Source organism: Nocardia sp. AB354, assembly GCF_049538315.1.
Lineage (GTDB): Bacteria > Actinomycetota > Actinomycetes > Mycobacteriales > Mycobacteriaceae > Nocardia > Nocardia nova.
In genome coordinates, this window is record NZ_JBMVFU010000014.1 from 159,630 (window position 1) to 179,782 (window position 20,153).

A 20,153-nucleotide genomic window follows, 5' to 3' on the forward strand; every position below is an offset into this window, starting at 1 on the left:
GTCGTGTATCGCATGTGCCGATGCCCGATGTGCGTATGCAGGCAACCGCACGGACCCGACCAGCCCAGGGGAGAGACGAACCATCGTGGCCGACGAGAAGGATGCAGCCGAGCAGTCAGCGACGCCGGCGGAGGCGCTCAGCGAAGAGTCTCTCTCCGCTGCTGCCGCCGCCGCGGAGAAGGCGTTCGCGGCCGCGGCCGACCTGGATGCGCTCGCCACCGCCAAGACCGAGCATATGGGCGGCAAATCGCCGATCGCCCTGGCTCAGCGGGCGATGGGCGGGCTGCCCAAGCAGGACAAGGCCGACGCCGGTAAGCGCGTGAACGTGGCCCGCGGCCGCGTCTCGGACGCCTTCGAGGCCCGCCGCGCCGAGCTACTCGCCGAACGCGACGCCGCCGTCCTGGTCGCCGAGGCGATCGACGTGACGCTGCCGGCCCGGCGCGGTGCGATCGGCGCGCGTCATCCCATCACGGTGATCTCCGAGCAGATCGAGGACGTCTTCGTCGGCATGGGCTGGGAGGTCGCCGAGGGCCCCGAGGTCGAGACCGAGCACTTCAACTTCGACGCGCTGAACTTCCTGCCCGACCACCCGGCCCGCACCATGCAGGACACCTTCCACGTAGCGCGGTATATATCGGCGTCCGGGGCTGGGCCTGCGGGGTCACGCTCCGCTACCGCCTCCGGCCCTGACGCCTCGGACGCGGAAGGCTCCCGCCAGGTCCTGCGCACCCACACCTCCCCGGTCCAGGTGCGCTCGATGCTGTCGCGCGAGCTGCCGATCTACGTGGTCTGCCCGGGCCGCACCTTCCGCACCGACGAACTCGACGCCACCCACACCCCGGTCTTCTCCCAGGTCGAGGGTCTGGCGGTGGACAAGGGACTGACCATGGCGCATCTGCGCGGCACCCTGGACGCGTTCGCGCGGGCGCTGTTCGGTCCCGACACGCGAACTCGCATGCGGCCCAACTACTTCCCGTTCACCGAGCCCTCCGCCGAGGTCGATGTGTGGTTCCCGGACAAGAAGGGCGGCGCCGGCTGGGTCGAATGGGGCGGCTGCGGCATGGTCAACCCGAAGGTGCTGATCGCCAGCGGTATCGATCCCGAGGTCTACAGCGGATTCGCCTTCGGTATGGGACTCGAACGCACCCTGCAGTTCCGCAACGGCATTCCGGATATGCGCGACATCGTCGAGGGCGATGTGCGCTTCACGCTGCCGTTCGGCATCCGCGCCTGAGTCCGGCCCTCAATCCACCACCCGAGAACCTTCATACGAGGAAGCGAAACGTCACGTGCGAGTAGCGCAGTCCTGGCTGACGGAAACCCTGCAGCGGACCACCCCCGGCTGGTCGCTGACCCCCGAGGAGCTCGACGCCGGTTTCGTCCGCGTGGGCCTCGAGGTCGAGGAACTCGACACCCTCGCGCCGGTCACCGGCGATATCGAGCACCCGCTGGTGGTCGGCCGGGTCGCCGAGATCACCGAGCTGACCGAGTTCAAGAAGCCGATCCGCTTCTGCAAAGTCGATATCGGCAAGCCGGAACTGCAGGAGATCGTCTGCGGCGCGCGCAATTTCGCGGTCGGTGACCTCGTCGTGGTGGTGCTGCCGGGCGGCGTGCTGCCGGGCGGATTCGCGATCAGCTCGCGCAAGACCTACGGCCACGTCTCCAACGGCATGATCTGCTCGGTCGCCGAACTCGGTATCGGCAAGGACCATTCGGGCATTCTGGTGCTGGAGCCGGGCACCGCCGAACCGGGCGCCGACGCCAACGAACTGCTGGGCCTCGACGACACGGTGATCGAACTCAACATCACCCCGGACCGTGGCTACTGCTTCTCGGTGCGTGGCCTGGCGCGCGAACTCGCGTGCGGTTTCGATCTCGACTACGCCGATCCCGCGGTGCGCACGCTGCCCGACGACGAGGCCGACGCGTATTCGGTGACCGTCGAACCGGAATCCGGCTGCACCCGCTTCGCGGTGCGCAAGGTCACCGGCGTCGACCCGAACGCGGTGAGCCCGTGGTGGTTGCAGCGCCGGCTGCTGCTGGCGGGTGTGCGGCCGATCTCGCCCGCGGTGGATGTCACCAACTACGTCATGCTCGAACTGGGCCAGCCGCTGCACGCCTTCGATGCGGCGAAAGTGACCGGGCCGCTGGTGATCCGGCGCGCGCACACCGGTGAGACGTTGCGCACGCTCGACGAGGTCGAGCGGGTGCTGGACGCCGAAGATGTCGTCATCACCGACGATTCGGGGGTGATCTCGCTGGCCGGCATCATGGGTGGCGCGAGCACCGAGGTCGGCGACGCCACCACCGACATCCTGCTGGAGGCGGCGACCTGGAATCCGCTGGCGGTCTATCGCACCGCGCGCCGGCACAAGCTGGTGTCGGAGGCGGGTAAACGCTACGAGCGCGTCGTCGATCCCGAGATCAACGTCGCCGCGCTCGACCGCGCCGCCACGCTGTTGGCCGAAATCGCCGGTGGCACAGTGGAACCCGCGCTGACCGACGTGCGGCTCCCGGTGCCTGCCGTCGAACCGATCCGGATGGATATCGATCTGGCCGACCGCACCGCGGGCGTGGTCTATCCCACCGGCACCTCGGCGCGCCGGCTCGCGCAGATCGGCTGCGCGGTCGAGGTGAGCGTCAGCGAGACCGGCCACGGTCAGCTGGTGGTGACCCCGCCGAGCTGGCGGCCCGACCTCGTCCAGCCCGCCGATCTGGTGGAGGAGGTGCTGCGGCTCGAGGGCCTGGAGCAGATTCCGTCGGTGCTGCCGACCGCTCCGGCCGGGCGCGGCCTCACCGCCGTGCAGCGCCGTCGCCGCGCCGTGAGCCGTGCGCTCGCCTTCTCCGGATGTGTGGAGGTTCCCGCGCCGATCTTCATGACCGCCGGGGTTTTCGACACCTGGGGTCTGGACGCCGACGATCCGCGCCGCGACACGATGCGCGTGCTGAACCCGCTCGACGTGGAGAAGGCGGAACTGGCGACCACGCTGCTGCCCGCCCTGCTCGAGGTGGCCGCCCGCAACATCTCCCGGGGTGAGCGCGATCTGTCGATCTACGGCATCGCCCAGGTCGTCCTGCCCGGTCCGAACACCCGCGGGGTGGCCGAACTGCCGGTCGACCGCCGGCCCACCGACGAGCAGATTCGCGAGCTGATCGAGTCGCTGCCCGCCCAGCCGGTGCACGTTGCCGCGGTCCTGACCGGCCGACGCGAGCCGCGCGGCCCGTGGGGGCCCGGCCGGGTCGCCGAGGCGGCCGACGCCTTCGCGCTCGCCGACGCCGTGGCCGATGCCGCCGGCGTCACCATCGAGCGCCGCGCCGCCGCCTACCTGCCGTTCCACCCGGGCCGCTGCGCGGAACTGCTCGTCGACGGCACGGTCGTGGGCCATGCCGGTGAACTGCATCCGGCCGTGCTGGAGCGCAGCGGTCTGCCGCCGCGCACCTGTGCGCTGGAACTGGATCTGGACGCGCTGCCGCTGCGCGAATCCCGTCCCGCCCCCGTGGTTTCCGCCTTCCCGGCGGTTCTGCAGGACGTGTCGGTGAGTGTCGACAAGACCGTGGGCGCGGCCCAGGTCGAATCGGCGCTGCGCACCGGTGCGGGCGAGCTGCTCGAGGACATCGCGCTGTTCGACGTCTACGAGGGCGCCCAGGCGGGCGAGGGCCGCAAATCCCTCACCTACGCCCTGCGCTTCCGCGCGAGTGACCGCACCCTCACCGAGGACGAGGCGAGCGCGGCCCGTGATTCCGCGGTCGCGGCGGCGGCCGACGCCGTAGGCGCGGTTCTGCGTGGATAGTGTGAACCATATTCCTACCCTGGTAGCATCATGGGTATGAAGCTGAGTGTGAGTCTGTCGGAGGACGACCTGGCGACGATCGACGAGGAAGTGCGTCGGTCGGATTTGCCTGGTCGGTCCGCCGCTGTGCACAAAGCCATCGAGCTGCTGCGTGCCCGCGCACTGGAAGATGCCTATGAACAGGCGTGGGAAGAGTGGGAAGAAGCGGGCGAGGAAGCTGCCTGGTCGGTCGCGACCGGTGACCTGTAGTGCGGCGCGGGGACGTCGTGCTGGTCGACCTCGACCCGGTTCGAGGAAACGAGGTGGCGAAGACTCGTCCCGCCGTCGTCGTCAGCAACGACGGCGCCAACCGGCGTGCTGTACAGCTCGGACGCGGTGTGGTCACCGTGGTGCCGGTGACGAGCAACACGGAGAGAATCTTTCCGTTCCAGGTGCTGTTGGAGGATGTCCCAGGGTTGCGAGTGGCGTCGAAAGCGCAGGCCGAACAGGTTCGTTCGGTATCTGTGGAACGGATAGGGCGGGTGCTCGGCACCTTGCCACCCGCGCTGGTCAAGGACCTGGACCGGGCGCTACGCCTGCATCTGAACCTGTGAATTCAGCGGCCGAGTGGAGACTTGGTGGTAGTCGGCGCTAAGAAGGGGTTATGCGACATCCGGCCGAGGGCGTGCTCAACGCGCTGACGTTCCATCCCGAACGTCGGATCACGATGACGCCCGAGCAGTTCGGCTTCGACCACGAGGAGCTCTGGCTCACCGCGGCCGACGGAGCCCGGATCAATGCCTGGTTCGTGCGCGCCGAGAAGCCGATCGCCCACGTGCTGTACGCCCACGGCAACGGCGGCAATATCGGTGATCGCTCGCCGATCCTGGCATTGCTGGCTGCGGCCGGCTTGAACGTGCTGACCTTCGACTATCGCGGTTACGGTCGCAGTCCGGGCCGGCCGAGTGAACGCGGGCTGTATCTGGACGCCCGCGCCGCCCGCCGGGCGCTGCTGGAACAGTCCGGCGTGGAACCGAAACGCGTTGTCTATCTCGGTAAATCGCTCGGCGGCGCGGTGGTCACCGAACTGGCGACCGAATATCCGCCCGCCGCGATGATTCTGATGTCCACCTTCACCGGCCTGCGCGACGCGGCCCGCGCGGTCTACCCCTTCATTCCGAAAGCCTTGGTGCCGAACGCGTTTCCGACTCTGCAGCGACTCCGCACCCTGCGCGTGCCGACGTTCGTCATGCACGGCGACGCCGACGAACTGCTCCCGGTCGAGATGGGCCGGACGCTGCACGCGGCGGCGGCCGACCCCAAGCGGCTGCTGATCTACCCCAACGCCGGTCACAACACCCTGGTCTCGATTCCCGGGTGGTCGGGAACCGTATCGGCGTGGGTTCGCGAGGTTCTCGCGGGCGTGGAGTCGGTGACCGGCGAGTGAAATCGGCCGGACCGCGGTCGCGGTGCGTAGCCTGGGTGCATGTCCGAAACCGGTGATATGGCGGCCCTGCTCGCCGCGATGCAGGATGAGGATCTGCTCGAGGTCGTGGTCACCGCGACCACGGGCCGGCCGGGTCTGGAGAAGTTGCATCTGACCGCGGCCGAACTGGCGGCCCGCCCCACTCATGCCGAACCGGAGGTCGATGTGAGTTCGGACACTCCCGGTGCGGCCGCCGCCGTGCCGCCGCCGATCTCGGGCGGATTCGGGCAGGTCGCGGTGGGCTCGGGCGTGCCGCTGCCGCCGGAGGGCTTCGGGGTGCCCGGCGGATACTCCGAATCCGGAGTCCCTACTTTCGAGTCAGTTCGCGATAAGGTCGAGCAGCGCTACGGCACCGCCCAGGGGTTGGGCGAACTCGACCGGCAGACACCGGCGGGCCGCAGCGCCGACGAACAATGGCAGGCGCGGGAGAAAGCCGCGCGGGAACGCCTGGACGAGATCCGGAAGTCGCTGCGCGACGACGTGTGATTCCGGCTGGTCCGGCGGTCCGGACAGCTGAAGGGGAACCGATGACCGCAGCACAGGACATCGCCGCGAAACTGCTCGACGCGCAAGTGGACTACCTGCTCGCGGAGGTGACGGGAGATCGGTTCGCCGAGGTCGTCGCCCGCGATGTGGACGATGTGCTGGCGGTCGCCGACACCATCGTCTTCCGCGATGTGGTCTCCGTCGAGGAGGCGCGGCAGACGGTGCGCACCGTGGTGAATCGCATCGGCGGCAGCCCGGTGCTGCAGGATTCGGTGGCCGTGTTCGCCGACGCCATCTACGACAACGTCGCCGAGAACAACGACTACACCCTCGGTGACGTCGTGGACCGCGAGCCCGTGGAAGCGTTGCTGGAGAAGATCTTCGGCATGCACCAGGCGCAGGAGCGCCTGCTGGAGCGGCTGACCGAAAGCCCCTTGGTCGCGACGGCGGCGTCCAAATTCGTCGACAAGCTGATCGACGATTTCATGGAGTCGAACCGGCAGATGGCCAGCAAGGTTCCGGGCGTCGGATCGCTGGTGTCGTTCGGCACCAACGCGGCCAAGTCCGCCCGCAAGGCCGCCGAGAAGGCCAGCAGCGGCACCTTCATCGGCGATATGGCCGGTAAGGGCGCGATGTTCGCCCTCAAGCGCACCAACAACGCGATCCGGGAGATGCTGCGCGACGCACCGGTGCACGGCGCGGCGATGGAGTTCTGGGATCTGCACGCCGGTGAGCCGGTCAGCGGCCTGCGCGATTACCTGACCCAGGCCGACCTGCGCGAACTCGCCCTGCTGGTACACCGGATCGTCGTCACCACCCGCGACAAGGAGTACGTGGGTGTGCTCCTCGACGAGTGCGTCGACGTGTTCTTCACCAAATACGGCGACCACACCCTCGGCGCGCTGCTGCCCGAACTGGGCCTGTCCGCCGACGACATCCGCACCGAGATCCTGCGCTACGGTCCCGCGGTGGTCGAGGCGGCGAAGCGAAACGGCGTGCTGGCCAAGCTGATTCGCGAACGCCTCGAACCCTTCTACACCTCGGAGCCGGTGCTGGCGATCCTGGCCGAGGCCACGCAGTAGACGGGCACACCCGAACCGCGACCGCGGCCCGGCCCGGGGCGACACCCCTGAGCCGGGCCGAGCTCGCTGATCAGCCGTCGATATCGGCGAACATGCCGGGCTCGTACGAGCCGCCCTGCTGGCGCACGATCACGCCGAGCCGGTTGGCCGCGTTGATCTGAGCGACGAGGCCGACCAGTGCGGCGATCTGGTCTTCGTCGTAGTGCTTGCGCACCTGCGCCCAGGTCTCGTCCGAAACTCCCTGATGGGCGTCGGCGAGCCGGGTGCCCTCCTCGGCCAGTGCCAGCGCGGCCCGCTCGGCCTCGCTGAACACCGACGCCTCGCGCCACGCGGCGACCAGGTTGATGCGCACCGCGGGCTCCCCGGCGGCGGCGAGGTCCTTGCTGTGCACATCGGTGCACCACCCGCAGCCGTTGATCTGGCTGACGCGCAGCATCATCAGGTCCTGGGTGGCCTTGGGCAGCGTCGACTGGAGGATGACCATGCTGGTGTTGCCGAATCGCTTGGCGAACTTGGCGCCGAGTGCACTGTCGGTGAGGGTGAAGCGGGATTCCATGACGTCGTCCTTGCTGTCGTGATCGTTGGCGGGAACGCACACAAGATGCCGCTCACGCGATCGATGTGACAGTGCGGAAAAGTGATGTGCGGCACATCAGCGCGAGATCGTCATGGGCTGTAGCAGGGACTCGATCAGGGCCAATTGCCCGGTGAACTCGGCCGGGTCGAGGGCGGCGATGCGCAGGAGGATGTGTTCGGCGCCCGCGTCGATGTACCGATGCAGTTGCGCCGCAACGTGTTCGGCGGTGCCGGTCAGCAGGACCTGGATCGTTTCGACCGTCTCCACCGGCATCCGGTAGGTCGCCTGCGCGTAGCGGTCCAGCGCCGCCCGGCCCTCCTGCGCGTCCTCGCTGAGATAGACGGTCGCGAAAAGTGCCGGAGTAATGGATGTTTCGGCGCGGCCGGCGGCGGAGGCGGCGGACCGGACGGTGGCCAGGCCATCTGCGTAGGCGGCCACATCCGGTGGGTAGGGCAGCCAGCCATCGTAGCGCCGTCCGGTCCGGGCGAGCGCGGCGGGCGTGATGCCGGTGGCCCAGATGGGCGGTCCGCCCGGCCGATGCGGCTGCGGGACGTCCGGCAACCAGTCGTAGTGGAGAACCTTGCCGTGGAAGGGGTAGGTGTTGCCGGACCACAGCCGCCGCCACAGGTCGACGGTGTCGTCGAGCTGGGAGAAGCGGGTTCGGTAGTCCACGCCGACGAGGTCGAATTCGGCGCGGCTGAGTTCCGGGAATCCGGCGCCGACGCCGAGGATCAGTCGGCCGGAGGCGAGCTGGTCCAGCGATGCGAGGGTGGCGGCGGCCTGTACCGGGTGCCGGTAGGCCGGCATCAGCGCGGCCGTCCCGAGGGTGATCCGCTCGGTCACCGCCGCCGCGGCCGCCAGGACCGTCAGGGGTTCGATCCGAGCCCGGCTCAGCGAATCGCCCAGCCACACCGAATCGAATCCCATTCCTTCGGCTGTCACCGCCAGCTCGGCCAGGCTGCGGGCCGCGCCGCCGCGTTCCAACTGCGCGACGCCGCCGGGGAGGAGCAGGCCGTATCGAATGTCGTTCACGAGACCAGCGTGGGCCGCGGTGCGAGTGCCGGCAATTCCCTGCGGGGTATGGCCGGGTGCCGCTATCGCGGTCGCCGGACGCGGCCGGCAACGATTCGGCGACATCGAATTGCCCCTCGGCGAATTCGATTATGCACGTTTGAATTTTCGATATTGGGGGGATCGTGGCCATTTTCTGAGAACCGACCGCGCGGTATATGAATATTCCCACCAGTGAACGTACCGGTGTCCGACGCTACGTTGTTTGAAGATTCAATGTTGTCCACCGGAAGGTCCGGTCATGAGCACAGACCACCGACCCGTCGAATTATCGGCTCTGGCCGCGGCGTTGCATACGGAGCAGGACGGTTACCGAAAGTCGTTACGTAACCGTCAGTTGCAGATGATCGCGATCGGTGGAGTGATCGGCACCGGGCTGTTCCTCGGTGCGGGCGGACGTCTCGCCGATGCAGGTCCGGGGCTGTTTCTGGTCTACGCGGTCTGCGGTGTCTTCGTCTTCTTCGTGCTGCGGGCGCTGGGGGAGCTGGTGCTGTATCGGCCGTCGTCGGGATCGTTCGTATCCTACGCGCGCGAATTTTATGGCGAGAAACTCGCATTTGCCGTCGGCTGGATGTATTTCTTTCACTGGTGTATGACCGGCATCGTCGACATCACCGCGATCGCGACATATGTCCGCTATTGGGATGCGTTCTCGGTGGTGCCGCAGTGGGTGATCGCACTGGTGGCGCTGGTCGCGGTCGTCGGCACGAATCTGATCTCGGTGCGATGGTTCGGAGAGCTCGAATTCTGGGTGGCGCTGGTGAAAGTCGTCGCCCTCATCGGATTTCTGATCGTGGGCTCGGTCTTTCTCGCCGGCCGGTTCGCCATCCGGGGCGAAGCCACGGGGGTCGGCGTGATCGCTCATCACGGCGGACTGTTCCCGACCGGTGTGCTGCCGCTCGTCACGGTCACCACGGGCGTCGTATTCGCCTATGCGGCAGTGGAGTTGGTCGGTATCGCGGCGGGGGAGACCGAGAATCCGCAGGAGGTGATGCCGCGCGCCATCAATTCGGTCATCGCCCGCATCGGGGTGTTCTATGTCGGCTCACTCGTCCTGCTCGGACTGTTGCTGCCCTACACCGCCTTTCGTGACGGCGAGAGCCCGTTCGTCACCTTCTTCGCCCGCATCGGCGTCCCCGCTGCCGGGTCGATGATGAATCTGATCGTGCTCACCGCCGCGTTCTCCAGTCTCAACGCCGGCCTGTATTCCACCGGCCGCATCCTGCGCTCGATGTCGGCGAACGGCAGCGCCCCCGCGGTGGCCGGCCGCATGTCCCGTACCGGCGTGCCCTACATCGGCATTCTGGCCACCGGCGTGATCGCGCTGATCGGCGTGGGGCTCGACGCGGTGGTGCCGGACAAGGCCTTCGAGATCGTGCTGAACGTCTCGGCTCTCGGCACGATCGTCTCGTGGATGGTGGTGCTGCTCTGCCAGTTGCGCCTGTGGCGACGCTGGTGGGACGGCATCTCCCATCGCCCCGCGTACCGCATGATCGGCGCGCCCTACACCGGTATCGCCACCCTCGTCTTCCTGGTGGCCGTGGTGGTACTGATGGCCTGCAGCAGCGACCCGATCCAACGCTGGGCGGTCGTGGCGACGGTCTGTGTGATGGGCCCCGTCCTCGTCGGGGGATGGTTCCTGACGCGCCGGAAAGTGTTGCGAATAGCGGCGATTCGCCACGACCACACCGGCCAGTTCCCGGTGGTCGCCGAGCGACCGTGGCCGGGAAGGCCGGCGGAGCCGGAGGTGATCGTGGAGGATCCGGGCCGGCGCCGACCCAGCCACGAGGTATGAGCGGCCACAGAGTTAGCGGCTCCTCGGCGGCATGGTCAGCGACCGATTCCGTCCAGCGCGGCGACGTCCTCATCCGGCAGTGAAAGCCCGGCCCCCGCGATGTTTTCGCGCAGGTGAGTCGCGGATGACGTACCGGGGATGAGCAGAATGTTCGGTGCCCTCCGCAACAGCCAGGCCAGCGCCACCGGCAGCGGCGCGGCACCCACTCGGCTCGCGACCTGGGCGAGTGTCTCCGACTGTAGCGGCGTGAAGCCACCGAGCGGGAAGTACGGCACGTAGGCGATGCCGTCGGCGGCGAGCCGGTCGATGAGGTCGTCGTCGTGGCGATGGGCGAGGTTGTACATGTTCTGCACGCATACGATCGACGCGATGCTCCGCGCCTCGGCGACTTGATCCGCGGTGACGTTGCTGACTCCGAGATGGCGTATCAGGCCATCCTGCTGAAGGTCGGCGAGCGTCTCCAATGCCTCTGCGAGCGAGCCGGGCCGGGGGCCTGCGGCATCGCCCATGCGCAGGTTGACCAGATCGAGGGTCTCGACCCCGAGCGACCGAAGGTTCTGATGCACCTGTTCGCGCAGGTCTTCGGGACGCCGGGCCGTAGGCCAGCCGCCCTGCGCGTCGCGGCGCGCCCCGACCTTCGTGGCGATGTACACCGTGTCCGGGTAGGGGTGCAGTGCCTCACGGATCAACTCGTTCGTCACGTCGGGCCCGTATGCGGCGCTGGTGTCGATGTGGGTGATACCGGCATCGACTGCCTCGCGTAGCACGGCCAGCGCGCCGTCGCGGTCGGCGGGCGGCCCCATGACCCCGTGGCCGGCGAGCTGCATGGCGCCGTAGCCGAACCGGGTGACAGTCGCGTCGCCGAGCATTCGGGTGCCGCCGGGAAGTAGGGGTGTGCTCACGTGGTGCCTTTCGTCTCCGATCGGGAGTCTCCGATCTCCTGGCACCATTGTTGGAGAGCTACTTCCTTTCGGGAAGTAGGCACTTGAAAGTGCGTAACTCTCCGAAAGCGAAAGGCGAGACCGGTGACAGCGAAGGTATTCGAGGGGGCTCGAAGCAGCGCGGAGTACAACGCATTCCTGGCGGCATGCCCCAGTCGTCAACTCCTCGATCGGATCTCCGACAAGTGGGTCGTGCTGATCTTGTGCGCATTGAGCGGGGATGCGGGCGACCCATCCGATCGGCCCGGTGTCGCGGCTGCCGCGAAGGCGATGCGCTACTCCGAACTATCGCGCCTGCTGGTCGGAGTCAGCCAGAAGATGCTGACCCAAACCCTGCGGGCTCTCGAACGTGATGGCTTGCTCACCCGCACAGTGACGCCGACCGTTCCGGTCACGGTCACCTACGAGCTCACCGAACTCGGCCTCTCACTCCAGCACCTGACGCGCGGCCTCAGATCCTGGGCGCAGGACCATATGGACGAGGTGTTGGCCCACCGTGAGAACCACGACGCTGGCACCTCCTGATATGACAAGGGCGTTCGAGCGAGGTGCTCGAACGCCCTTGTGGCACAGAAGGTCAGGCCAGGTCGAAGCTGCCGCGCTCGAGGCGGGCGGTGAACGCATCCCATTCGGCGGGGGCGAAGACGAGGGCGGGGCCGGTGGGGTTCTTGGAGTCGCGGACGCCGACCATACCTTCGGAAAGGTGGGCTACCTCGACGCATTCCTTGCCTGACGAACTGGCATCAGCCTCGGTAGCCGGGAAGAACCAACCGCCGAATTCCGACCGTTTTCCGCGATGCGGCGGTCTCCGGCCTCGGCTATCGGGCATGCCATTACCGAAAGCCTCAGGAGCGCATGGATGTACCGACCTCCGATCGCCGATCACATCGAGATCACGGTGGTGGTTGCTCGATGTCGTGTATGCGTCGTCGGTCGTATCGGCAAGTGGGTGGTGCCGTATGCGGTGTGGCCGATATCTCTTGTCCGCCAACGTCTTTGCGGCTGCAAGATCGTGCCGGACGATGGCTCGGCCGGTTGGTCGGAATTCGCTGTGAATATTCAGGGGTAATTTCGCCGACGGCCGGCGCACCTTGGCCGTGAATCGCCTACGACATCGAACAGCAGGGCGCGCTTCGGCGCTCTGTGCGAAATCTGCTCAGCTGCGGCAAGCGGTCCGCGTGCTGTGCGACGCCATTTCCGCTCCATCCCGCCCGGTAGTATTCGTGGCGATCGCGATCTGTTCATCCGGAAGGGAGCTTCGGCTCCGGGCGAAGGCGAATACGCCGGCGCCGATCACAGCGGTGGAGGAGTGCGCATGGCGAAAACGAATGTGGCCGACCAATTCGTGCACGTTCTCGTACAGGCCGGAGTGCGGCGGATCTACGGCGTGGTGGGCGACAGCCTCAATCCGATCGTCGACGCCGTGCGCCGTACCCCGCAGATCGAATGGGTGCATGTGCGCAACGAGGAGGCCGCCGCCTTCGCCGCGGCGGCGGAGGCGCAGTTGACCGGCCGCCTGGCCGTGTGCGCGGGAAGCTGCGGCCCGGGCAACACCCATCTCGTCCAGGGCCTCTACGACGCGCACCGCACCGGGGCGCCGGTATTGGCGCTGGCCTCACACATCCCCTCCGATCAGATCGGCACGCAGTTCTTCCAGGAAACGCATCCGGAACGCCTCTTCGTCGAATGCAGCGGATACTGCGAAATGATCAGCCGGCCCGAGCAGATGCCGCGCATGCTGCGGATCGCGATCCAGCATGCGCTGGCGCGCCACGAGGTGTCGGTGGTGGTCCTCCCGGGCGATGTCGCCCAGTTGGACATCGCGCATCCCACCGGCGAAACGAGCCTCGTCTCCGAACTCGGTCGCGTCATGCCCGCCGCCGAACAGGTGCGGGCGCTCGCCGACGCGCTGAACGCGGCACGAACCGTCACCCTGTTCTGCGGTGCCGGCGTTCGCGACGCGCACGAAGAGGTGATGCGGCTCGCCGAGACGCTGCACGCACCCATCGGGCACAGCCTGCGCGGCAAGGAATGGATCCAGTTCGACAATCCCTACGACGTGGGGATGAGCGGTCTGCTCGGCTACGGCGCCTGCTACAAGGCCATGCACGAAGCCGATCTGGTCCTGCTGCTGGGCACCGATTTCCCCTACGACGAATTCCTGCCGGGAACCAATACCGTGCAGATCGACCACGATGCCGCCCGCCTCGGCCGGCGCACGCCACTGAAGCTGGCCGTGCACGGCGACGTTCGCGAAACCCTGCGCGCGGTCCTTCCCCTCCTGGCGCAGAAATCCGACCGGGAATTCCTGGACCGCATGCTCGGCGAGCACTACCGGCTGCTCGAGCAGGTCGTCGACGCCTACACCCGAAATGTCGCCGACCACAAGCCGATTCACCCCGAATACGCCGCCGACATTCTCGACGAACTCGCCTCCGACGACGCGATCTTCACCGTCGACACCGGCATGTGCAATGTGTGGGCGGCCCGCTATCTGACCCCGAACGGCCGCCGCCGGGTGATCGGGTCGTTCCTGCACGGCACCATGGCCAACGCCCTGCCGCATGCCATCGGCGCGCAGTTCGCCTATCCGGACCGGCAGGTGATCTCGATGTCCGGCGACGGCGGTCTGGGCATGCTGATGGGTGAGCTGCTCACCGTGGCGCTGCATCGGCTGCCGGTGAAGATCATCGTCTTCAACAATTCGTCGCTGGGTATGGTCCGGCTGGAAATGCTGGTGGACGGCCTGCCGAATTTCGAAACCGACCATGCCCCAGTCGATTTCGCCGCCGTGGCCCGCGCCGCCGGCATACACGCCGCGCGGGTCACCGATCCGTTCGCGATCCGGAATGCCATCGCCGAAGCGCTGGAACATCCGGGCCCCGCCCTGGTCGATCTCGTCACCGACCCCAACGCCCTGTCCCTCCCGCCGCACATCACCGCCGCGCAGGTACGCGGATTCGCGCTCGCGGCCAGCAAGATCGTGCTCACCGGCGGCGTCGGCCGCATGATCGACATGGCCCGATCGAACCTACGCAACGTGCCGCGCTGAAACGCGCCGTGTGCCAGCCGGATTCATGGTTGCCTGGGCCGCCGGCGAATCTCACACGTACTGCTCGCGCAGCTTGCCCTTGACCAGCTTTCCGGTGGGCGTACGGGGCAATTCGTCGGCGAAATCGACGCTGCGCGGCACCTTGTAGTGGGCGATGCGCTCGCGCAGGAAATCGCGAAGTCGTTGTGCCAGTTCGGGTCCCGGCTCGACGCCGGGTGCGGGCTGGACGACCGCCTTCACCGATTCGCCCATCTCCTCGTCGGGGACCCCGATCACCGCCACATCGAGGACATCCGGATGCAGGGCCAGGGCGTCCTCGATTTCCTGCGGGTAGATGTTCACCCCGCCGGAGATGATCATGAACGCCTTGCGGTCGGTCAGGAACAGGAATCCGTCGGCGTCGATATAGCCGATATCGCCGGTGGTGGTCCAGGTCGGATGCTCGGGATGGATTGCCTTGGCGGTCTTCTCGGGATCGTTGTGGTAGTCGAACGGGACTTCCTCGCGCTCGAAATAGATGGTGCCGATCTCGCCGGCGGGCAACTCGTGGCCGTCGTCGTCGCAGATGCGAACGGCGCCCAGGCCCGCCGGCCCGACCGAGCCGGGTTTGCGCAACCACTGCTCGCTGTCGATGAAGGTGGCGCCGTTGCCCTCCGTGGAGGCGTAGTACTCGTACAGCACCGGACCCCACCAGTCGATCATCGCCTGCTTCACCTCCACCGGGCACGGCGCGGCGGCGTGCACGGCGACTCGCATACTCGAAACGTCGTAGCGGGTACGCACGCTCTCGTCCAGTTTCAGCATGCGCACGAACATCGTCGGCACCCACTGGCTGTGGGTGACGCGATAGCGTTCGATCGCGGCGAGCGCCTGTTCGGCGTCGAAGCGTTCCATCACCACCACGGTTCCGCCGAGGGCATGAACCACGCCGCCGAATCGCAACGGCGCGGCGTGATAAAGCGGAGCCGGCGACAGGTAGACGGTGTCGGTGTCGAATCCGTAGAGCGGGCCGAAGACGGCGGTATAGGTGTCACCCGGCGCATCGCCGACCTGGCGATCCGGCAGCGGATGCTTGATGCCCTTCGGGCGGCCGGTGGTGCCCGACGAATACAGCATGTCGGCGCCGCGTGGCTGATCCGGCAGCGGTTCGGGAGACGCTGCGGCCACAGCCTTTTCATACGATTCGTAGCCGGGAACATCCCCGCCGAAGGCGAGCCGAATCCCGACCGCGGGAGTCTGCTCGACCACCCGCTGGGCCACCTCCGCCAGTTCCGCCGACACGATGAGCGCCCGCGCGCCGCAATCGTTGACGATATAGCTGATCTCGTCCGCGGACAGATGCCGGTTGACGGCCGTGATGTAAAGACCGGATCGCAACGCCGCCCAGTAGACCTCGTACACCTCGAGCGTATTGCCGGACAGCAGCGCGATGTGATCGCCCTTGCGCAGGCCCGCCTCGTACAGATGCCGCGCGAGGCGAACCGAGTTGTCCTCGAGCTCGCGGTAGGTCAGCGTGCTCCCGCTCCCGGCCAGCACGACCGCCGGTTTATCAGGGAATCGATCGACATGCGCACCGGGGTACATCCTGCTCCTCCACAACACCGCCGACGGCTCTGACACGACCGCCGGTCGAGAGGGACCTGCCTCGCCGCCGCGACACCGGCCCCGCCGAGACACCGTCCCGACGAGCGCGACGATAGCGGAAAGTGAACGACGATTCGTGAGTTATCGCCAAACTTGTGAACCGCTCGAGAGCACACGAAGGCTCGCGTGCCCGGCGCCCACCCTTTTCGGGGCATAACAGGTTTGCCGAGGTCTCGATATTCCGTACGAGAGTTCGTCGAGCGGGAGGTTCCTATGAAGATCGGGCGTATCAGCGTGCTGGCCGCCGGGGTGGCGATGGCGGCCACGACCGCGGTGGGTTTCGGCGTTGCGGCGCAGGCCGAACCGGCCGGTGCCGATGTGGAGGTCTACACCTACTGTGGCGGGGCGCTGCCGGGCTTCCCGCCGCCGTTGCAGGTGATCGTCCGCAACATCGGCACCGCGACCGCGGAGAATGTGGCGGTGAACTACTGGACGCCGTTCGGCCCGTCCGGATCCATCATCAAACCCACTCTGGCACCGGGAGAAATCGCCAACTACACGGTCGGCACCGCGCGCACGCTGGAACTGATCACCGCCACGGTGACGAGCACGACGCCGGATACGAACCCCGGCAACAATTTCGTGGTCCAGCCGATGGTGTGCACCGGCTCCATGTAGCCCTGCCCGTGCTGCGTCGCCGGCGGTGTCGACCGGGCAGACCGAATACCGCTGCAGCGACGCTGAACTAATCGTGCAAACTTCGGCGAAGTTGCCGCTTTTCGCCCGATCGCGCGGAGGTTTGCACGAATAGTTCGGCCGCGGAAAGGGTTCCGCGTGCGGAGAACGCGGCGAACGAGGCTCGGCTCGCCCTCGCCGGTCGGTGACCCATCAGCACCCGCGAGCCGGTGATGCTGCCCGGTGCGGATCCGGGTGCCGTCCGGCTGTCGGATCGCAGCCGCCTTCGCCCGGCGGACAACGTAATTCGTTCGGCGCTACCGGATCAGGTCGCTCGGTGTCGGTTTCATTCGGTCGGTCGGTCCGCCGGTACTCGGTGGGCGGCGATCGGGCGGAGGTGTTCGCGCAGGAGGTCAGCGTCGGCGCCGAAGATCTGTTCGTCGGTGTCTACGGCGACCTGGATCGCCGTGCTCGCCAATTTCCCTCCGGCGGAGGTGATTTCGAGTCGGAATGCGCGGGCGTCGGCGGGGTCGGGGTGACGCCGGAGCAAGCCGCGCTCCTCCAGGGCGCGGATCACCCGGGACGCCATCATTCGATCGACACCCGCCATATCCGCCGCCTGCTGCTGAGTGGGGAGCCCGCCGCGGTGGGCCAGCCATCCGGTGGAGGCCAGCAGATTGAACTGAGTGGGCGTCAGTCCGAGCGGACGGAGGTTTCGCTCCAGCGTCGCCCGCCATTCCAGGGCGGCGTGATGCAACCAGAACCCCGGAGAGACGAGTGGGCCCCGCGGTACGGCCTGTGCCGATCGCTCAGCCATGCCGTGCCGCCTCCGCCGCGAGGGCCGCGAAGGTGCGCGGCAGGTCGGCGCGCATACCCTTTTCCCAGATGAGCTTGAACAGCGGTCCCATCGGCCCGTGGACTTCGACGTTCTCCGATACCCGCACGGTGCCGTCGCCGAGTGGCTCGTAGGTGCGCCGGCCCCGCAACTTACCGAACGGCAGGCCCGCCTCGCTGGTCCACGACCGTCCGGGTTCCACCGCGACGATCGTGAACGGTCCCGCCGGTGCTCCTTTGGGCTTCACCCACCCCTTGGTTCCCGCTTCGAACGGCCCGTCGATACGCGCCTTCTCCTCGTGCGGATCCCATTCGGCCCAGCGGGCCACGTCCGTGGCCACCGCCCAGATGCGGTCGATCTCGCCCGTTACCACGGCTTCTTCGGTGAACGAGTACATCATGGCTGCCTCCCTGATTGTTGCTGCAACAACAATAACTGTTGTTGCAGCAACAATCCTAGGAGATGGCCGATACCCGCTAGGTCGGTCGTGGCTGAGCAGTCCAGGCGCGCGGGCCCCGAACCAACCGTGCAAACCTCGGCGAAATAGGCAGTTTTCGCGCATCTCCGCGGAGGTTTGCACGATTAGTTCGGCCCGGTAGGCGGCGAACCTGCGCCCACGGAAACGGGTGCGCAGATCGTCGACTTACCTCGCCCTATGGGGCCTCAACTCCGATAACGGAACAGGATTCGGCCCCTGGTCAGGTCGTAGGGACTCAGCTCCACCAGGACCCGGTCGTCCGGGAGGATCTTGATGTAGTTCATCCGGACCTTGCCGGACAGGTGGGCGAGGACTTTGTGTCCGTTGGGGAGTTCCACCGTGAAAGTCGCGTTGCGCAGGCATTCCACGACGTACCCCTGAACTTCGATCGCTCCTTTCTTCATCGCCACACCAACTCCAGGGTGCTGTTCGACCGCTCGGCGCCGATGCCTTCGAACAGGGCGGTCGCCGCCGCGTTGGATTCGTCGATTTCGGCCGAGGCCCAAGCCTTTCCGGCGCGATGCAGCGAGCCCAGCGCCCGCCCCAGCAGGGCGCGAGCGATGCCGCGCCGGTGCGCGTCGGCGCGAACCGCGATCAGGCCGATGCGCGGTAGCCGAGTCGGCTGCGTCACCCGGCACAGCCCCGCATAGCGGCCGGCCTGGGCCGCCACCACGTAATTCGCGGGATCGATCGGTGGGGAGATCACCTCGGCCGGCATGGTCTGCCAACCGGCGGCGGCCTCGACTTCGGCGCGTACGGCGCGGTCCAGTTCGCGCAGTGAATACGCCTCGGCCGCCCCGAAATTCAGGATCTCGATACCCGGCGGCGATGCCGAATCGAGTCCCGTGATCGCCGGATCGGTGGGAACCCGGTATTCCCATTCGCGCCGCCGGATCGCGAGACCCGCCCGGCGCCAGTGCGCGGTCAGTTCGAGGTCGGCCTCGTCGACCACCGTGTAGAGCGGTGTGGGCAGGTCGGCCAGCATGGCGGCGGCGAGCCGGTCGAAGGCGTCGGCCTGCCAGGAGTCGATGCTGAGAAACAGTCGCCCATCGGGCCGCGGCGATGCCTCGCCACAACCGACCATCCGGTCGCCGGCCAGCGCATGCCACTGCCGGTCCGCGATGCGCGTCACCATGAGTTCGGAAGAGTGCATTGTCGTCCCCTCTCGGGATCGCTCGGACGAGCACTCCCGATGACGACGTGCGTCAATCGTCCGATCGTGAGAACGGGGAGCGCCCAAGGAATGTCGTGAAAATGGGACTCACCCCCTCGCGTGATCAGGTCGGACCGCAGAAGGTTAACAACTCCGATATCCCGCGCCAACCCATTTTCCGAACATCCCGCCCGAAGTCCGGAACGCCGTGATCGCCCGCGAAGATCGCCACATTCAGCCGATCGCCGCGATGATCACCGGCTGCCTACCCGGCCTTGCGGAGGCGTCATCGGCAGCGCGATCATCGTCGCCGTCGTCCGATCGGCGGCGTGGCCAGCTCGGGAATATCGAATGATCCTGTAGCACAACACATTCAGTGAGCCGCAGGGCTCGTGCGCCGACGGGATCCGATGCGGCTCAGGCCGGGCCCGGATTGCCGTCGCCGATCGTGGTGTCCGCCGGGTCGCGGGTCGCCGGGAATCGAGTAGCGGGCAGGGCATCATCGATCCACGAGACGATCTCGTCGGCCCAAGCCGTGATCGCGGCCCAATCGCGTAGATCGCCGTACGGGCAACCGAACAGGCGGATCAGCAGCCGGTTGCGCAGCTCAGGGGGCCGGACGACGACACCGGCGAAACCGCGATATCCCTTGCTGCCGGCCGAAGTCCGGCATTCGGTGACGACGGGCGGCGTGAGGCGTTTGAAGAACGCTCCCACCGGGCCACGCAGGGCCGGCCCCATGCCGACGCTGAACAACCAGTTCGGGCGTTGTTTCAATGTCTTCGCATAGCGCTCGATGTAGTCGGCGAACCCGGGTAGGAAGCCTCCGTTGTGGATCGCGCTGCCCAGCACGACCGCCTCGAAGCCGCCGGGGTCCGGTGCCCGATCCACCGGCTCCACCCGGACGTGCAATCCCGCGTCCCGCATCCGGCGCGCCGTGAACTCGGCGATCTGGGCGGTCGAACCCGCTGCGGAGGCGTAGACGATGAGTACCGTGTGCTCGCTCTGATCGGATGCCATAGACCAACTGTCCGTCCAGGGTGATCGTTCGGGCAGGGTCCTCGGTCCCATCGCTTCGGCGACCTTCGTCGTCGGCTTCCGCGCAACGGAGGCGATCCGGCGGCAGCGGAACAGCCGGATGGCTCCGGTGCTGCTCGGGCGGTCCGCC

Annotated in this window: 21 protein-coding genes; 11 read left to right on the plus strand and 10 right to left on the minus strand. The window is 67.3% G+C overall.

Going from position 1 to position 20,153, the window contains the following annotated elements:
• Nucleotides 1-85: 85 nt before the first annotated feature.
• Genes pheS through ACPCUW_RS20965 form a run of 7 tightly spaced genes read left to right on the plus strand, consistent with a single transcriptional unit; the run spans nucleotide 86 to nucleotide 6,824 of the window.
• Nucleotides 86-1,234 carry a phenylalanine--tRNA ligase subunit alpha gene (gene pheS / locus ACPCUW_RS20935; protein ID WP_423426537.1) on the plus strand — a complete coding sequence of 383 codons (1,149 nt, stop codon included), beginning with the start codon at nucleotides 86-88 and terminating at the stop codon, nucleotides 1,232-1,234.
• A 55-nt stretch (nucleotides 1,235-1,289) separates the two neighbouring features.
• Nucleotides 1,290-3,791 carry a phenylalanine--tRNA ligase subunit beta gene (gene pheT / locus ACPCUW_RS20940; RefSeq protein ID WP_423426538.1) on the plus strand — a complete coding sequence of 834 codons (2,502 nt, stop codon included), beginning with the start codon at nucleotides 1,290-1,292 and terminating at the stop codon, nucleotides 3,789-3,791.
• Between the two features lie 36 nt (nucleotides 3,792-3,827).
• The gene (locus tag ACPCUW_RS20945) at nucleotides 3,828-4,040 is read left to right on the plus strand and encodes a ribbon-helix-helix protein, CopG family (RefSeq protein WP_104390936.1); all 213 of its coding nucleotides are present in this window, start codon (nucleotides 3,828-3,830) and stop codon (nucleotides 4,038-4,040) included.
• On the plus strand, nucleotides 4,040-4,384 hold the full coding sequence (locus tag ACPCUW_RS20950) for a type II toxin-antitoxin system PemK/MazF family toxin (RefSeq protein WP_423426540.1): 345 nt from the start codon (nucleotides 4,040-4,042) through the stop codon (nucleotides 4,382-4,384). The genes ACPCUW_RS20945 and ACPCUW_RS20950 overlap by 1 nt, the downstream gene beginning before the upstream one ends.
• A 50-nt stretch (nucleotides 4,385-4,434) precedes the next feature.
• Nucleotides 4,435-5,217, plus strand: a complete 783-nt coding sequence (locus ACPCUW_RS20955; protein WP_423426542.1) for an alpha/beta hydrolase — start codon at nucleotides 4,435-4,437, stop codon at nucleotides 5,215-5,217.
• Between the two features lie 39 nt (nucleotides 5,218-5,256).
• Nucleotides 5,257-5,742: a hypothetical protein gene (locus ACPCUW_RS20960; RefSeq protein WP_030518958.1), complete on the plus strand. Its 486-nt coding sequence runs from the start codon at nucleotides 5,257-5,259 to the stop codon at nucleotides 5,740-5,742.
• A 41-nt stretch (nucleotides 5,743-5,783) separates the two neighbouring features.
• The gene (locus ACPCUW_RS20965) at nucleotides 5,784-6,824 is read left to right on the plus strand and encodes a hypothetical protein (RefSeq protein WP_064904604.1); all 1,041 of its coding nucleotides are present in this window, start codon (nucleotides 5,784-5,786) and stop codon (nucleotides 6,822-6,824) included.
• A 70-nt stretch (nucleotides 6,825-6,894) separates the two neighbouring features.
• On the opposite strand, the gene ACPCUW_RS20970 is transcribed toward ACPCUW_RS20965, so the two are convergent.
• Nucleotides 6,895-7,380 (minus strand): carboxymuconolactone decarboxylase family protein, encoded by a 486-nt coding sequence (locus tag ACPCUW_RS20970; protein WP_104366176.1) that lies wholly within the window; start codon nucleotides 7,378-7,380, stop codon nucleotides 6,895-6,897.
• A gap of 96 nt (nucleotides 7,381-7,476) precedes the next feature.
• Nucleotides 7,477-8,433 carry an LLM class flavin-dependent oxidoreductase gene (locus tag ACPCUW_RS20975; protein ID WP_423426544.1) on the minus strand — a complete coding sequence of 319 codons (957 nt, stop codon included), beginning with the start codon at nucleotides 8,431-8,433 and terminating at the stop codon, nucleotides 7,477-7,479.
• A 280-nt stretch (nucleotides 8,434-8,713) separates the two neighbouring features.
• Here ACPCUW_RS20975 and ACPCUW_RS20980 point away from each other — a divergent pair, with 280 nt between their 5' ends.
• Nucleotides 8,714-10,267 (plus strand): amino acid permease, encoded by a 1,554-nt coding sequence (locus tag ACPCUW_RS20980; RefSeq protein WP_423426545.1) that lies wholly within the window; start codon nucleotides 8,714-8,716, stop codon nucleotides 10,265-10,267.
• Between the two features lie 35 nt (nucleotides 10,268-10,302).
• Here the strand turns inward: ACPCUW_RS20980 and ACPCUW_RS20985 are convergent, their stop codons facing one another.
• Nucleotides 10,303-11,217, minus strand: coding sequence for an aldo/keto reductase family oxidoreductase (locus tag ACPCUW_RS20985; RefSeq protein WP_423426547.1), 915 nt, complete (start codon nucleotides 11,215-11,217; stop codon nucleotides 10,303-10,305).
• A 75-nt stretch (nucleotides 11,218-11,292) separates the two neighbouring features.
• On the opposite strand from ACPCUW_RS20985, the gene ACPCUW_RS20990 reads away from it, so the two are divergent.
• The gene (locus ACPCUW_RS20990; RefSeq protein WP_423426548.1) at nucleotides 11,293-11,733 is read left to right on the plus strand and encodes a winged helix-turn-helix transcriptional regulator; all 441 of its coding nucleotides are present in this window, start codon (nucleotides 11,293-11,295) and stop codon (nucleotides 11,731-11,733) included.
• Nucleotides 11,734-11,785: 52 nt separating this feature from the next.
• Here the strand turns inward: ACPCUW_RS20990 and ACPCUW_RS20995 are convergent, their stop codons facing one another.
• Entirely contained in the window at nucleotides 11,786-12,037 is a 252-nt protein-coding gene (locus ACPCUW_RS20995; protein ID WP_423426549.1) for a DUF397 domain-containing protein, read from the minus strand.
• 486 nt (nucleotides 12,038-12,523) lie between these two features.
• Between ACPCUW_RS20995 and ACPCUW_RS21000 the strand changes: the two genes are divergently transcribed.
• The gene (locus tag ACPCUW_RS21000) at nucleotides 12,524-14,260 is read left to right on the plus strand and encodes a pyruvate dehydrogenase (RefSeq protein ID WP_423426551.1); all 1,737 of its coding nucleotides are present in this window, start codon (nucleotides 12,524-12,526) and stop codon (nucleotides 14,258-14,260) included.
• 51 nt (nucleotides 14,261-14,311) lie between these two features.
• On the opposite strand, the gene ACPCUW_RS21005 is transcribed toward ACPCUW_RS21000, so the two are convergent.
• Nucleotides 14,312-15,844 (minus strand): acyl-CoA synthetase, encoded by a 1,533-nt coding sequence (locus ACPCUW_RS21005; protein ID WP_423426552.1) that lies wholly within the window; start codon nucleotides 15,842-15,844, stop codon nucleotides 14,312-14,314.
• A 273-nt stretch (nucleotides 15,845-16,117) separates the two neighbouring features.
• Between ACPCUW_RS21005 and ACPCUW_RS21010 the strand changes: the two genes are divergently transcribed.
• Nucleotides 16,118-16,522 carry a hypothetical protein gene (locus ACPCUW_RS21010; protein WP_423426554.1) on the plus strand — a complete coding sequence of 135 codons (405 nt, stop codon included), beginning with the start codon at nucleotides 16,118-16,120 and terminating at the stop codon, nucleotides 16,520-16,522.
• Nucleotides 16,523-16,865: 343 nt separating this feature from the next.
• Here ACPCUW_RS21010 and ACPCUW_RS21015 read toward each other — a convergent pair whose 3' ends face one another.
• The 5 genes from ACPCUW_RS21015 to ACPCUW_RS21035 all read right to left on the minus strand — a co-directional run bounded on the left by ACPCUW_RS21015 (nucleotide 16,866) and on the right by ACPCUW_RS21035 (nucleotide 20,005).
• Nucleotides 16,866-17,336: a MarR family winged helix-turn-helix transcriptional regulator gene (locus tag ACPCUW_RS21015; protein WP_423426555.1), complete on the minus strand. Its 471-nt coding sequence runs from the start codon at nucleotides 17,334-17,336 to the stop codon at nucleotides 16,866-16,868.
• Nucleotides 17,329-17,754 (minus strand): SRPBCC family protein, encoded by a 426-nt coding sequence (locus ACPCUW_RS21020; RefSeq protein ID WP_423426557.1) that lies wholly within the window; start codon nucleotides 17,752-17,754, stop codon nucleotides 17,329-17,331. The genes ACPCUW_RS21015 and ACPCUW_RS21020 overlap by 8 nt, the downstream gene beginning before the upstream one ends.
• 263 nt (nucleotides 17,755-18,017) lie before the next feature.
• Nucleotides 18,018-18,242, minus strand: a complete 225-nt coding sequence (infA, locus tag ACPCUW_RS21025) for a translation initiation factor IF-1 (protein WP_423426558.1) — start codon at nucleotides 18,240-18,242, stop codon at nucleotides 18,018-18,020.
• Nucleotides 18,233-18,985 carry a GNAT family N-acetyltransferase gene (locus ACPCUW_RS21030; RefSeq protein ID WP_423426560.1) on the minus strand — a complete coding sequence of 251 codons (753 nt, stop codon included), beginning with the start codon at nucleotides 18,983-18,985 and terminating at the stop codon, nucleotides 18,233-18,235. Before ACPCUW_RS21030 ends, infA begins: the two co-directional genes overlap by 10 nt.
• A gap of 417 nt (nucleotides 18,986-19,402) precedes the next feature.
• Nucleotides 19,403-20,005, minus strand: a complete 603-nt coding sequence (locus tag ACPCUW_RS21035; RefSeq protein ID WP_423426562.1) for a flavodoxin domain-containing protein — start codon at nucleotides 20,003-20,005, stop codon at nucleotides 19,403-19,405.
• Nucleotides 20,006-20,153 lie beyond the last annotated feature (148 nt).